Below are 13,117 nucleotides of genomic sequence, written 5' to 3'. Positions count from 1 at the left end.
AAAAGACGGGAGATCGGGCGCTTTTCTACTGGCCCTGCCGTGCAGGGGCAAGCGGCGTCAATCGTCCAGCACGTCTTCCAGCGCGGTCTCTTGCGGATCGCTCAGGCGCGGATTGTCGGGCAGGGTCCACACAAGGTCCGCCTCGCCGAAAAGTTCGGGCTCGTCGGTTGCAACGATCACGATGCGGTCGCGCATGGCGGCGATCCCGGCCAGCGCCGCCCGTCCATCCCGGTCGGCGAGAAGCACCGCATCGTCGACAAGCAAGACGCGAGGATCGCGCAATAGCGCCCGCGAAAGGCCGATGCGGGTGCTTATGCCGGGCGGCAGGCCCGCGGCCCCCGCGCGCAATTGTGTGTCGAGCCCCTCTGGAAAGGCCGTGTCGAGGCGGCAGCGGCGAAGCGCGGCCAGAAGATCCTCGTCCTCTACCGGCTCGATGCCGCGCGACAGGTTCCGCCGGAGCGAACCGCGCAGCGGCGGGACGGCGGGACTCACAAGCCCGACCGTGCGGCTGAAATGGCGCGGTTCGATTTCGGAGAGCTTTATCTCGCCGATCAGGATCGTTCCGTCCCGGATCTGAGCGAGCCCCGAGATGGCGCCGAGAAGATCGCTGCGCGCCGACGCATCGCCGGTCAGTGCGATAAGGCTTGCGGCAGGCGCTTCGAAATCGATCCTCCGCGCCCGCCCGGCAAGGAGAACGCCGTCGAGGCGAAGGCCGCAGGCGATGGGGATGTCGCGCGGCGCACGCGGTGCGGCGCGGGACGTGGGGCTTGTTTTCAGCAGCCGGTCGATCCGCCGTGCCGTTTCCGCATAAGCCAGCCTGTAGTCCCAGGCGCGGGCGCAGTCGCGCACCGGCCCGATAATGATGGCGAGCGCAAAAAGCCAGCTTGCGACGGCGTGCGCCGACAAAGGCTCAGCTCCTGCGCCCAGCATATGAAAGATAAGAACGAGGGCCGCCGCCGAGGGCGCGATCGCTTCGACCGAAAAGCGCAAGGCTCCGGCGAGAAACGCGCGTTCGATCAGGACGGCATCGAGTTTCGATGCACGCTCCGACATGCGGCGCCTCTCGCGGTCGACGAGGCCAAGATGCATGAGGCTGGTACGGACAAGTATATTATCGCCGATGCGCCCGGAAAGCTTTCCGCGCAGGCGCCGGCTGAGCCGCACCGTGCGCATCAGCGGCGCGGACACGGCAGCGGCGACAAGCCCGCAGAGCGCAAAGGGAATGATGGATGCGGCGGCAAGCCGCCAGTCGAGAAAGACGAGCGCTGCAAAGCCCGCCACCAGCGCGGCCGCGGCAACAAGCGATGAGGCGAGCCCCTGGCTGATCCAGTTTTTCACCGAGCTGAGATCGGTGGTGAAGCGTGTCATCGTCGATCCGATGCGTACGCTGTCCGGCGCCGCACGGCACAGATGCGAGAAAATGAGAAACTGCACCTCGCGGACATAGGACAAGCCGAGCGCCTCGGCATCGCGTCTTTGCAGCGTGCGCAGCGCCGCCATCGCAAGGCCGCCGGCAAAAAGCGCTGCCGCCGGCCATGCGAGCTTGGGCGGCACGAAAGGCCCGGCAAGAATACCGAGCATCAGCGACGTCAGCACAGCGATGCCGATGGCGAGCGCCGTCTGGGCAAGGCCGTTGGCGACAAGGCGCGCGAGCAGAAAAACCCGCGCGCCGGTCGCGATCTTCGGCCGGCTCACGCGACGCCGGCGGTTTCCAGCGCCGGCTGGTTGGACTTGTAGAGGAAGGACAGCGCCGTCTCGCGGTTCGACAACTGTGCCAGCCCATAAACGGGGAGCTGCGTTTCCTGCGCCACCTCGCGGCAGCCGAGCGGCGATTGCGTGACGCGGCCGGATACAGCAAGAACATTGTGGCCGAAAGCGGCAAGCCTTTGCGCTCCGCCGACCGCGCCCATGGCATCCCCGGCCGCAAACATCACGCCGGAGATCGTTTCGCGGAAACTCGGCCTTTGCATGAGTTCGCGCGTCTCGCCCTGGAAAAGCCCGTCGGCGATTTCCATTACGATCACGTCGCAGCCCTCAGCCTCCATCGCCGCGACGAGATGGCCGGCCGAACGCTCGATGGCATCGACCGGCACCCGATAGGTCGTCGACCATCCGGCATCGGTGAAATCGAGCACTTCCGCGGCGCCGCTGTCGCGCATGATCCAAAGATCGTTGCCGGCGCCGGTGCCCGTCGCTTTGATGGTGCCGGTCTTCAGCCCCGCCGCGGTCAAACCGCGTACGAGTGCCGCCATGCTGGTGGTCTTGCCGGCATTCATCGAGGTTCCGCAGACGACGATGATCGGCACGCGGCCGCTCGGCTGGACGGCGGGGACGGCGAAATCCGCGACATTCATCGGCGCCCCCGGACGCGAGGCAAGAAGTCCGATCGGCGTAATGCTCGTTGCGGGACGCGTACGGGCATGCGCGACGATCACGCGGCTCGCAATGCCGCCGCCGGCCACCATCTGGCAAGGCTCGAGCGTTGTGGGCACATGCGCTTCGAACTGATCGGGCGCATAGCGGTCGCCATAGGCCAGGATCACTTCATCGCCCGGATAGACCGGTGCTTTGCGGCCGGTTTTGAGCTCGACGGTTTCGTGATGTCCGATCTCATCGATGCGTGCGAGCACGACATCGCCGGCGCGGGGCGTACGATCGCAGAGCAGCATGCGCGCTTCGGACAGATCGATGCGGCGCGTCGAGAAAGCCTGTTTGACGGATGCGAGCCGTCTGCTGTCAAAAATTTCCATGACAAAATCTCCCCGTTCGGGGCGCTGCTTAAAAAGCGCCCGCGTTGAAAATTGACAAAATGTCCGCAGCGCATCTTTGCGAGATGCGGGATAAGGCGCTTCGTTGCGCGCAATGATTGAACGCCACACACGTGACGCGTGGGTGAAGGTATCGCGTCACCTGCGTAAAGCAGCATGATAAATTTTCAGCTTGGAAGTCTTCGACCGCGTAACAGTACGTACAAGATGGAATCACTCCATAGGAAGGCGTTCAGAACGGAACACCACCATGCATCCTTGGCAATTCAGAGCGGTGATGAGCGCATGCCCATCTGGTGCTTGTGTGCAACCTGTTACCCGGAAAGAGGCGTATGGACGATAAGGTCGATTGAATAACAACCAATACTTGGGAGGTGTCGCGTCCGCGATTTTGCGTGAATCGATTGAACAGGCCTAACCCGGAATTGGACCGGTTTCGGATTGGGAGGGGATTGGTCGCCCCCGGGAGAGGGACGGGTGGCCTTAATCGGCGGGGGCTATTAAAACACCGCTCACAATGACCGACATCAACCTGCCGCTGGTCTTCTTCGCCGGCACGATCAGCTTCCTGACGCCCTGCGTCCTGCCGCTCGTTCCGGCCTATTTGAGCTTTCTGGCCGGCACGACGCTCGATGAATTGCAGGAGCGCCAGCCCGATCGCGTCGTCATCCGCCGGGCGCTCGCGACAGCCTGCCTGTTCGTCCTCGGTTTCGGCACGGTGTTCGTTCTGCTGGGGGCGACGGCCTCGGTCTTCGGCGCCTTGCTGCGCCAATATCTCGAATGGCTGACGATCCTTGCGGGCCTCGCGATCATCGTCATGGGCCTTCACTTCATCGGCGTCTTTAAACTGGCCTTCCTTTATCGCGAGGCGCGCTTCAATCCGGCAAAACCCGTCGGGGTGTGGGGCGGCTATGTGATGGGCCTTGCCTTCGGCTTCGGCTGGACGCCCTGCATCGGCCCCGTTCTGGCGGCGGTGCTGACGGTTGCGGCGGCGGAGGCCACGGTGACGCGCGGCGCGGCGTTGCTGGCGCTTTATGCCGCCGGGCTCGGCCTGCCGTTCATTCTCGCCGCCTTCGCCATGGGCCCGTTCACCCATTTCCTGGCGCGCTTCAGAAAGCATCTCGGCCGCGTCGAAAAGGTGATCGGCGTGCTACTTGTTCTTGTCGGCATCGCGTTTCTCACCGGCTGGCTGACGCGGATGAGCTTCTTTCTTCTGGAAACGTTTCCGGCACTCGGCAAGCTCGGCTGACGGCGATGACGGAGCGCGACATCACAAGCGGCGATCTCTCGCGGCGCGAGCAGCTTCGCGTCATAAACAATCGCGCTCTTGTGTCGGCGATCGCCGACCACTGCCTGCAGCACACCAAAGACACCGAGGCTGCGCGTGGCGCCATCGCCGCGCGGGTCGCGGCTCTGACAAAGGCCAACGCCAATGCGCTTCTCAACGGCGGCGAACAGGTGGGCGTCGCCGATATGGCGCGCGGCGCGATCGCGGCCTTCGATTTCCCGGCGGAGCGTTTTTCACTGCGCGGCGCCAAGGTCGATATCGGCGCCAATGGGGCGCTGACGTTCGCGCTGATCCTGAACGAACTCGGCATGAATGCGACAAGATATGGCGCGCTCAGCAATGCCAGCGGCCGCATCCGTATCGAGTGGTTCGTCGAGCGGGTGGCGCGGGATTTCACGCTGACCTGGATCGAGGAGGGCGGACCGCCCGTCACTGGTCCCGGCAAAACGGGCTTCGGCTGCCGCTTGATTGGTCATGCCTTTGCAGAACCGCTCGGCGGCACGGCGCAATTCGAGTTCAACCGCGACGGCCTTGTCTGCGTGCTGAATATTTCGCTCGACCGGCTGATCGAGGACTGACGTCTCCGGGGCATGAAAAAACCCGCCGCGTCGCCGCGGCGGGTTATTCTTGAGTTAAGGCCTGTATGCGATCAGTTCACGTAGTCGTAGGCGCCGTTCTTCCATTCATAGACGACATAGCCCGGCAGGGTGACATCGCCCTTCGCGTCGAAGTCGACATCGCCGATGACGGTCTTGAACGTGCCGTCGTCGAGCGCCTTGACGACACCTGCGTGATCGGTCGAACCAGCCGCCTTGACGGCGTCGGCCCAGGCCTGGATCGCAGCATAGGTGTAGAGCACATAGCCTTCCGGCTTCGTGCCGGCAGCGTTGAACTTCTTGACGATCTCGGCATTGCCCGCGTCCTTCGCCGGATCGGGCGAGAAGGTCATGAGCGTGCCTTCACCGTCGGCGCCGGCGATCGTCCAGAATTCCTGGCTGACGAGTGCGTCACCCGCCATGATCGGCGCGGTCACGCCCTGCTGGCGCATTTGCTTCACGAGATTGCCGGCCTCGGTGTGATAGGTGCCGGCATAGACGAGATCGACATTCGCCGCCTTCAGCTTCGAGACGAGCGCCGAGAAGTCGGTGTCGCCCTTGTTGAAGCTGTCGGAGAGAACAGGGTTGAGGCCGCCCGCCTTGAGCGCCTTCTCGGTTTCCAGCGCAAGGCCTTCACCATAGGGCGACTTGTCGTGCAGCACGGCAACGTTCTTGCCGGGGAATTTTTCGATGATGTATTTGGCTGCCGCCGGACCCTGCTGGTCGTCGCGGCCGCAGACGCGGTAGATGCCCGGGCCCGGACGCTGGTCGGTGAATTTCGGGTTGGTCGACGCCGGCGAGATCTGAACGATCTTGGATTCGGCATAGACGGCCGAAGCCGGGATCGAGGCGCCGGAGCAGTAGGAGCCGGCAACGAAGACGGCGCCGGAACCGGCGACGCGGTTGGCAACCGAAGTCGATTCGGTGCCGTCGCATTTATCGTCTTCGATGATCAGCTCGATCTTTTTGCCGAGCACGCCGCCGGCAGCGTTGATGTCGGCGACGGCTGCGTCCGCGCCGGCCTTCATCTGCGCACCGAAGGTCGCTTCGGAACCGGTGATCGGACCCTGCAGCGCGATCTTGATCGTGCCGCCGGCTGCCGGAGCCGGAGCGGATGCGGCCATCTCGCTGCCGCCGGCCGGCGGGGTTGCCGGGGCTTCCGAGGTTTTCTGCTCGCCGCAGCCGGCAAGCGCGAGCGTGCTCGTCAGCAGCAGGCTCGCAAGAATGGACTTATTCATCGCCCCATCTCCTTTATTTGAAACATCTTTTTGGCGTCTTGGACGTCGGCGGTCGTGCCGCTCGGCGCTATTCTGCATGGCTTTGCACAAAGGGGAAGCGGGTTCGGCCTTAGCGGCGCAACCGCCACGATAAAAATCCGCTGTCTTCGATGACCCAGCCATAGCGGCGCGTCATCTGGCGGGTGCGGGTCAGGCGGTGGCCGAACGATGCCGCCAGCATCAGAATAACGAAGTCCACCAGATAGTAATGCCAGGACAGAAGCGTCCCGTGGAAGAGCGCGAAATGGATGAAGCGTACCGCAGCCGTCAGCGGGACCATCCAGAGCACTGCACGCGCAAGGGGTTCCCAGCCATTGGCAACCGCCCGTCCGGTCATGAAGGCCGCTCCGCCGCCGAGCAGGATGGTGACGATGATGAAGTCCGCAATGCCGACTTCCCAGATCACGCCCATTCTTAAGCTCCCTCGAGATAGGCGGCGCGGACTTCCTCGCGGGTGAGGAGGTCCTTGCTCGGGCCCGACAGGGTGATCTTGCCGTTGACCATCACATATCCGCGATGGGCGAGCTTCAACGCATGGTAGGCGTTCTGCTCGACGATGAAGACGGTCAGGCCCTCGCGCTCGTTGAGGGCGCGGATGGCGTCGAAGATCTGTTTGACGATGAGCGGGGCCAAGCCAAGCGAGGGCTCATCGAGCAGAAGAAGCCGCGGCCGGCTCATCAAAGCGCGGGCAATCGCCAGCATCTGCTGCTCGCCGCCCGACAGCGTGCCGCCGCGCTGACCGATGCGTTCCTTCAGGCGCGGGAAGAGGGTGAAGACGCGTTCGAGGTCTTCCTCGAAATGCGCATCGCCGGCGACCACCGATCCCATTTGCAGATTTTCGAGCACGCTCATGCGCGGGAAAATCCGCCGCCCTTCCGGCGACTGGGCGATGTGCAGCCGCGCGATCTCGTGCGTCGGCAGATTGGTGATGTTCTGGCCGTCGAAGATAATCTCGCCGGAGCGGGCGCGCGGGTTGCCGCAGATCGTCATCATCAGCGTCGATTTGCCGGCGCCGTTCGAGCCGATCAGCGCAACGATCTCGCCGCGGTGCACTTCGATATCGACGCCTTCGAGCGCGCGGATATTGCCGTAATAGGTGTGAACGCCGCGGACGGAGAGGAGGGGAGCGCTCATACCGAGATTTCCTCGGCGACGACGCTCGTCTCGTCCTCTTCGACGCCGAGATAGGCGGCGATGACTTTCGGATCGGAGCGCACCTGTTTGGGCGTGCCGTCGGCGATCTTGCGCCCGTAATCGAGCACCACGATGCGGTCGGAGATTTCCATGACGACGCCCATATCGTGCTCGATGAGCAGGATCGATGTGTCGTGGTTCTTGCGGATCGCCAGCAGAAGCTCGTTCAGTTCATCGCCCTCGCGGGCGTTGAGGCCGGCGGCCGGCTCATCGAGGCACAGCAGCACCGGGTCCGCGCACATTGCGCGGGCGATCTCAAGCCGCCGCTGCGCGCCATAGGGAAGGCTCGCCGCCGGATCGTCGGCGCGGTCGATGAGGCCGGTCTGTTCGAGCCAGTAGCTCGCTTTGTCGATCGCCGCTTTCTCCGCCGCTGCATAGCCGCCGAGGCCGACAAGGCCGAGGAAGGAATAGCCCGAGGCGACCATCAGCTTGTTGTGCTGGGCGACGAGAAGATTTTCGAGCAGCGTCATGCCGCCGAACAGGCGGATGTTCTGGAAGGTGCGGGCAACGCGTGCGAGCTCGGAGACTTTGTGGTTCTGCAGCCGCTCAAGCAGATAGAGCGCGCCGGTATTGGTCTTTACCCATTGCTGGCCGGCGGCGGTGGCGGCATCGACATGCTTGAGCACCGCATCGTCGCCGTGGACGAGCGACAGGCGCCCTTCGGTCGGTTTGTAAAAACCGGTGATGCAGTTGAAGACGGTTGTCTTGCCGGCGCCGTTCGGGCCGATGATCGCGGTGATGTCGCCCTTCTTCGCATCGAATGAAAGGTCATCGATGGCGATGAGGCCGCCGAATTTCATCGACAGATGTTCGACGCGCAGAAGGATCTGGGAGTTCGCCATCAGCCATGGCCCTCCGAGATCATGTCGGCGCCCACGGTCTTTTTCTCTTTCAGGAAGACGGTCGGTGTGCGCGAGGAGACAAGCCCGCGCGGCTTCCAGACCATGATGATGACCATGACCATGCCGAAGATCAGCATGCGGTACTGAACCGGGTCGAAGCCCTGGCCGAAGATCTCTTTGACGAAGCCGAGATTGCGCAGCATCTCGATGCCGCCGATCAGGACGAGCGAGGAGAAGACGACGCCGAGATTGGAACCGAGGCCGCCGAGCACGACGATGGCGACGATGAAGGCCGACTGGATGAAGGTGAAGTCGGAGGGCGAGATATAGCCCTGGCGGGCGGCAAACACGGTTCCGGCAAAGCCGCCGAACATGGCGCCGAGCGCAAAGGCCGTCAGCTTCGTATTGACGACCGAAATGCCGAGCGATCGGCAGGCGATCTCGTCTTCACGCAAAGCCTCCCAGGCGCGGCCGATAGGAAGACGCCGCAGCCGGACGGTGACCAGCAGCACGATGAAGGCGAGGCCGAGGATCACGTAATAGAAGAAGATCAGCCGGTGGACCGGCGAAAACTCAAGGCCGAAGAAAGCCGAGAAGCTGGTCGGCCCATCGGGCACGAATTCCAGACCGAAGAAAGAGGGGCGGGGGATCTGGTTGATGCCCGAGGCGCCGCCGGTGAAGGTGCGCCAGTTGATCAGGACAAGGCGGATGATTTCGCCGAACGCCAGAGTGACGATGGCGAGATAATCGCCGCGCAGGCGCAGCACCGGAAAGCCGAGCACGACGCCGAAGAAGGCGGCGATGATGCCGGCGATCGGCAGGCATACCCAGAAGGACATGCCGAAATTCATCGTCAGCAGGGCGAATGTGTAGGCGCCGACCGCGTAGAACGCGACATAGCCGAGATCGAGAAGGCCGGCGAGACCGACGACGATGTTGAGGCCCCAGCCGAGCAGCACATAGGTCATCACGAGAACGCCGAGATCGACCCAATAGCGTCCCGTTACAAGACCGCCCGACAGCCAGACCGACAGGAACGGATAGGTGATGGCGATGAGCAGCATCACAGGCACAAGCAGTTTGTGCGCGGTCGCCGCCCATTTCTTGTCGAGCACGGTGCCGGCGGCGGCGCGCGCGGTGGCCGTCTTCGGTTTGCGCCAGATGGTGAGGTTCAGAAGGATGCGGCCGAAAAAGACGAAGACCGAAATCCCGACGACGACATCCATATGGTTGTCGAAGACATAGCGTCCGCCGCGCGCCACGGTCTTGAAACCGGCGACCGCGGTGAGAAGCACAAAAGTCAGCCCGGCCCAGAAGGCGGCGTCTTTCAGCAAAGCAAGGATCGGATTGTCGGCCTTGACGGGCGGCACGGCGACCGGAGCTTCCTCCGGCGCGGTCTGAAGAACAGGCGCGAGTTTTTTCGCCATGCTCAGACCTTCTCCACCTCGGGCCGTCCGAGAAGTCCCGTCGGCAGGAAGATGAGAACGACGGCAAGGATCGAGAAGGCCGCGACGTCTTTGTAATCGACCGACACATAGCCGGCGAAGAAGGTCTCGATCAGGCCGATCGTGATGCCGCCGAGTACCGCGCCGGGCAGTGAGCCGATGCCGCCGAGCACGGCAGCGGTGAAGGCTTTGATGCCGACGACGAAGCCCGCATAGAAATCGGTCGAGCCGTAATAGAGAAGATGCATCAGCCCGGCGACCGAGGCCAGCGCCGCGCCCATGACGAAGGTGAGCGAGATCGTCTTGTCGACATCGATGCCGAGGAGCGAGGCCATCTTGATGTCCTGCTCGCAGGCGCGCTGGGCGCGGCCGAGCGGCGTCTTGGTGACGACATAAGTGAAGATCGCCAGCACCGTGATCGTCGTGACGAACAGCGCGATCTGCGAATATTGGAGCCAGACCGAGAAGGCGGCGTCCTTGAAGAATTCGATGCCGCCCGGAATGAGCGAGGTGAAGGCCTTCTTGTCCGCCCCTTGCGCGTTCTGGGCGAAGTTCTGCAGCACGATCGACATGCCGATGGCCGAGATAAGCGGAGCCAGGCGGAAGGAGCCGCGCAGCGGCCGATAGGCCATGCGCTCGACCGTCCAGCCATAGACAGCGGTCAGGACGACGGCGGCGATGAGGATGATCAGAAGGACGACCGGCGTCGAGGTGATGCCGATGGAAAAGAGAGCGACGAGGATGACGAGGGAGATCATCGTCGAGATCATGAAGATGTCGCCATGGGCGAAATTGATCATGCCGATAATGCCGTAGACCATCGTATAGCCGATGGCGATGAGGCCGTAGATCGAGCCGAGCGCGAGCCCGTTGATCAATTGCTGGAGGAAATACTCCATCCGCCTGCCAATCCCTGCCGGGGAAACATCCCGGGCTGCTGCCTCATTATTGGGCCGGGCGGGTTATTTCCACACAGCCAGGTGCAACAATCCGACAAGGCTACGCGCCTTTGCAAGACATTTGAAAGGCTAACAGGGTTCTCTTGGGGGTGAAGGAGCGGCCTGATGGTCATCGCCCCGACCACCGAAGTCCTGCCCGTGTCGGGTGTTGCCCGGCCGACCCTTTCGGCTGCGCTGACGGGAAAGGTGATCGAGGCGAGGCTGACTTTGGCCTTGGCCGACGGGCTTTTCCGCTTTTCGAGCCCTGAGGGCGATATCGACCTTCCTCTGCCGCGCAATCTGCCGCCCGGAACCCAGGTGCGCATCGCGCCGCAGCCGGACGGCTCTTTCCAGGTCACGATCCTCAACGACGAAATCCTGCCGCAGACGGGCGCGGCGCGGCCGCTTCCGGCCGTTCAGGGACAGACGATCCCGCCGCTGACGACAGTGGTTCATCCGCGGACGCCCGTGTCGCTGCCGCAGGGGCAGGAGATGGTGGCGCGGGTCATATCAAATCCCCAACCCGGTCTCGTCCGGGTGGCGACGCCGCAAGGCGATGTCGATCTGCCTCTGCCGCGGCCGGTGCCGCTCGGCACGCCGCTGCGCATTGCGCCCGAGCCGCAGGGGGCCGTTCGCGTTTCCGTTCCGGAAATCCCCGTCCGCGGTCAGCCGGCGGAGGCCGCGCCGCAAAAGCCGGCTGTCCATCCGACCGTATTTACATCCAAGCCCGACACCGTTCCGGCGAACATTCCGCTCGGCCGTGTCGTCGAAGCGCAAGTTCTGCCGAGCCAGCAGCAAGGCGTGGTGCGCTTTGCGGGGCCGGAGGGTGAATTCGATCTGCCGCTGCCGCGCGATCTGCCGCCGGGCACGCAGGCGCGCGTCGTCGCGCAGCCCAATGGCAGCGTCGTCGTCACCATGCGGCCGGAAGTTCCCGTGACGCCCGGCGCGCAGAATTCTGTTGCTGCCCCGGCCAATCCTCCGGCGACGACCTCTCCGGCGATGCGCGCCGTGACGCTGCCGCCCGGCCCGTCGATCCCGGTTCTGCCGGCGGGGCAGGTGATCGAAGCGAAGATTTCTCCGCAGCCGCCGCGCGCGGACGGCATGGTGCGCGTCTCAACGCCGCTCGGCGAATTCGAACTGCCGCTGCCGCAGCATCAGGCGCTGCCGCCGGGAACGCCGGTGCGCATCGCGCCGCAGCCGAACGGCGGCATGACCTTCGTGCCGATGGCCGACGGACCGGAGCTAGCTGCGCCGCTTTCTCTCACCAATCCGCAAGCGGCGACGCCCGCAGATGCCGTGCGCCAGACGGTGCGCAGCGCCGTCTTGAAGCAGGACGGGCTTGCCAATGTCTTTGCCGATATCGAGACACTGCCGCAGCGCACAGACACGCCGCCTTCGGTGCGCCGCGCCGCCGAGACGCTGCTCAATCAGCGGGTTTCGCTCGACGATGTGATCAAGCCCGATCAGCTGGCGAAAGCGATTGCCGGTTCCGGCATCTTTGCCGAACGCGTTCTCTCGTCTCTGCCGCCGCAGCAATCGGCGCCGCCGGATCTGAAACTTGCGCTGTTCGTCCTGCGCGCCGCGCTCGGCACCTGGACGCGGTCCGAACATCTGCCGCCATCTAGCCAGGTGTTGCCCGGACGCAGCGATGCCGCGCCGCCGCCGCCGACAGGTTCTGCGGCACCGACGGCGCAGGCGCCGTCCGAACCCTCACATCTTCGCGGCGGCCAGACCATGCAGGCCGCCTCCGCCGAAGAATTCGTGCCGCATCTTGTGCGCGATACGGACGCCGCGCTGGCGCGCGTCAATCTCCATCAGATCGCAAGCCTTCCCGACGATCGCAGCGGCACGGCGCGCAGCGATGCGCCGGATGCGCGCTGGTCGGTCGAAGTGCCGGTCAATCTCGACGGACGCACGGCGGTGTTCGGTTTTGTCATCGAACGCGACGGCCGCCAGCAGCAGATGGAAAAGGAAAAACGCCGCTGGCGTTTCCGCGCCGCGCTCGATCTTCCCGACACGGGCGCCATCGAAGCGGATGTGCGGCTCATGGGCACGCATGTGTCCGCCGGCATTGTCGCGGAATCCGAGGAAACGGTCGCGCTGCTCGAAGCCGCTTTGCCCATGCTGCGCGACGGACTGACGGCGCAGGGCTTCGATGTCGAGACTCTGTCGGTGCGTAAAGGCAAGGGCGCGCCGCCGCCGGCGCCGCCGGGCTATTTCATGGACCGCCGCACATGAGCGAAGAACGCACAAACCCCTCGCTCGCCGTCGCGCTGCAATACACCCCGCCGGGTGCGCCGCGCGTCACGGCGCAAGGACGCGGCAAAGTCGCGGAAGCGATTTTGAAGGCGGCGGAAGAGCACAATATTCCGATCGAGGAAAATCCGGCGCTGGCGGAAGCCCTCGCACAAGTCGAACTCGACAGCGAAATTCCCGAACAGCTCTACCGCGCCGTCGCCGAAGTCCTCGGCTATGTGCTGCGCGCGACGGGCAAGCTGAAGAACTGAACTCAAGAAAACTCGGCCTCATCCTGAGGAGCCCGCGCAGCGGGCGTCTCGAAGGATGAATCGCGGGGGCTGAGTTCATGGCCCATCCTTCGAGACGGGGCACTCAAGTCGGCTGTTGCCGACTTGAGCTTCGAATTGCCGAAGTCGGGTAAACCCGACTTCGGTGCCCCTCCTCAGGATGAGGGCGGTGGTGTCGCTGCTTCCAGATCGATAAATAAAAAACCCCCGGCACGAGGCCGGGGGTCCAGTTTAAAGCGTCTTG

General features: G+C 64.1%; 12 protein-coding genes. 4 read left to right on the top strand and 8 right to left on the bottom strand.

Translation table 11 applies throughout. From position 1 onward, the window contains the following. Nucleotides 1-57: 57 nt before the first annotated feature. Both IZ6_RS11085 and IZ6_RS11080 read right to left on the bottom strand, forming a co-directional pair. A complete protein-coding gene (locus IZ6_RS11085) occupies nt 58-1,695 on the bottom strand; it encodes an ABC transporter transmembrane domain-containing protein (protein WP_222875114.1) in 1,638 nt (545 codons plus the stop codon). Beyond that, nucleotides 1,692-2,750, bottom strand: coding sequence for a molybdopterin-guanine dinucleotide biosynthesis protein MobB (locus IZ6_RS11080; protein ID WP_222875113.1), 1,059 nt, complete (start codon nt 2,748-2,750; stop codon nt 1,692-1,694). Before IZ6_RS11080 ends, IZ6_RS11085 begins: the two co-directional genes overlap by 4 nt. Before the next feature lie 535 nt (nt 2,751-3,285). On the opposite strand from IZ6_RS11080, the gene IZ6_RS11075 reads away from it, so the two are divergent. Together IZ6_RS11075 and IZ6_RS11070 are read left to right on the top strand one after the other, a co-directional pair. Continuing rightward, complete coding sequence (locus IZ6_RS11075; RefSeq protein ID WP_222875112.1) at nt 3,286-4,017, top strand: cytochrome c biogenesis CcdA family protein; 732 nt, start codon at nt 3,286-3,288, stop codon at nt 4,015-4,017. Nucleotides 4,018-4,022: 5 nt separating this feature from the next. Further along, the gene (locus IZ6_RS11070; protein WP_222875111.1) at nt 4,023-4,634 is read left to right on the top strand and encodes an HWE histidine kinase domain-containing protein; all 612 of its coding nucleotides are present in this window, start codon (nt 4,023-4,025) and stop codon (nt 4,632-4,634) included. Between the two features lie 71 nt (nt 4,635-4,705). On the opposite strand, the gene IZ6_RS11065 is transcribed toward IZ6_RS11070, so the two are convergent. The 6 genes from IZ6_RS11065 to IZ6_RS11040 form a co-directional block, all read right to left on the bottom strand. Beyond that, nucleotides 4,706-5,890: a branched-chain amino acid ABC transporter substrate-binding protein gene (locus IZ6_RS11065; protein WP_225873893.1), complete on the bottom strand. Its 1,185-nt coding sequence runs from the start codon at nt 5,888-5,890 to the stop codon at nt 4,706-4,708. Between the two features lie 109 nt (nt 5,891-5,999). Further along, on the bottom strand, nt 6,000-6,341 hold the full coding sequence (locus IZ6_RS11060) for a DUF6867 family protein (RefSeq protein ID WP_222875110.1): 342 nt from the start codon (nt 6,339-6,341) through the stop codon (nt 6,000-6,002). A gap of 2 nt (nt 6,342-6,343) precedes the next feature. After that, nucleotides 6,344-7,063: an ABC transporter ATP-binding protein gene (locus IZ6_RS11055; protein WP_222875109.1), complete on the bottom strand. Its 720-nt coding sequence runs from the start codon at nt 7,061-7,063 to the stop codon at nt 6,344-6,346. Further along, the gene (locus IZ6_RS11050) at nt 7,060-7,965 is read right to left on the bottom strand and encodes an ABC transporter ATP-binding protein (protein WP_222875108.1); all 906 of its coding nucleotides are present in this window, start codon (nt 7,963-7,965) and stop codon (nt 7,060-7,062) included. Before IZ6_RS11050 ends, IZ6_RS11055 begins: the two co-directional genes overlap by 4 nt. Beyond that, nucleotides 7,965-9,392: a high-affinity branched-chain amino acid ABC transporter permease LivM gene (gene livM / locus IZ6_RS11045; protein ID WP_222875107.1), complete on the bottom strand. Its 1,428-nt coding sequence runs from the start codon at nt 9,390-9,392 to the stop codon at nt 7,965-7,967. Before livM ends, IZ6_RS11050 begins: the two co-directional genes overlap by 1 nt. Nucleotides 9,393-9,394: 2 nt before the next feature. Then, nucleotides 9,395-10,309 (bottom strand): ABC transporter permease subunit, encoded by a 915-nt coding sequence (locus tag IZ6_RS11040; protein WP_222875106.1) that lies wholly within the window; start codon nt 10,307-10,309, stop codon nt 9,395-9,397. Between the two features lie 165 nt (nt 10,310-10,474). Here IZ6_RS11040 and fliK point away from each other — a divergent pair, with 165 nt between their 5' ends. Together fliK and IZ6_RS11030 are read left to right on the top strand one after the other, a co-directional pair. Further along, entirely contained in the window at nt 10,475-12,586 is a 2,112-nt protein-coding gene (gene fliK / locus IZ6_RS11035) for a flagellar hook-length control protein FliK (protein ID WP_222875105.1), read from the top strand. Then, nucleotides 12,583-12,855, top strand: coding sequence for an EscU/YscU/HrcU family type III secretion system export apparatus switch protein (locus IZ6_RS11030; protein ID WP_222875104.1), 273 nt, complete (start codon nt 12,583-12,585; stop codon nt 12,853-12,855). Before fliK ends, IZ6_RS11030 begins: the two co-directional genes overlap by 4 nt. Nucleotides 12,856-13,117: the final 262 nt, after the last annotated feature.

Source organism: Terrihabitans soli (assembly GCF_014191545.1).
Classification (GTDB): Bacteria; Pseudomonadota; Alphaproteobacteria; order Rhizobiales; family Methylopilaceae; genus Flaviflagellibacter; species Flaviflagellibacter soli.
This window is presented reverse-complemented; position numbering and strand designations above follow the sequence as displayed.

Excerpts from the sequence above, each read along its gene's own strand:
- IZ6_RS11080 (WP_222875113.1), bottom strand. The coding sequence starts at position 2,750 with ATGGAAATTTTTGACAGCAGACGGCTCGCATCCGTCAAACAGGCTTTC.
- IZ6_RS11075 (WP_222875112.1), top strand. The coding sequence starts at position 3,286 with ATGACCGACATCAACCTGCCGCTGGTCTTCTTCGCCGGCACGATCAGC.
- IZ6_RS11070 (WP_222875111.1), top strand. The coding sequence starts at position 4,023 with ATGACGGAGCGCGACATCACAAGCGGCGATCTCTCGCGGCGCGAGCAG.
- IZ6_RS11065 (WP_225873893.1), bottom strand. The coding sequence starts at position 5,890 with ATGAATAAGTCCATTCTTGCGAGCCTGCTGCTGACGAGCACGCTCGCG.
- IZ6_RS11060 (WP_222875110.1), bottom strand. The coding sequence starts at position 6,341 with ATGGGCGTGATCTGGGAAGTCGGCATTGCGGACTTCATCATCGTCACC.
- IZ6_RS11055 (WP_222875109.1), bottom strand. The coding sequence starts at position 7,063 with ATGAGCGCTCCCCTCCTCTCCGTCCGCGGCGTTCACACCTATTACGGC.
- IZ6_RS11050 (WP_222875108.1), bottom strand. The coding sequence starts at position 7,965 with ATGGCGAACTCCCAGATCCTTCTGCGCGTCGAACATCTGTCGATGAAA.
- livM (WP_222875107.1), bottom strand. The coding sequence starts at position 9,392 with ATGGCGAAAAAACTCGCGCCTGTTCTTCAGACCGCGCCGGAGGAAGCT.
- IZ6_RS11040 (WP_222875106.1), bottom strand. The coding sequence starts at position 10,309 with ATGGAGTATTTCCTCCAGCAATTGATCAACGGGCTCGCGCTCGGCTCG.
- fliK (WP_222875105.1), top strand. The coding sequence starts at position 10,475 with ATGGTCATCGCCCCGACCACCGAAGTCCTGCCCGTGTCGGGTGTTGCC.
- IZ6_RS11030 (WP_222875104.1), top strand. The coding sequence starts at position 12,583 with ATGAGCGAAGAACGCACAAACCCCTCGCTCGCCGTCGCGCTGCAATAC.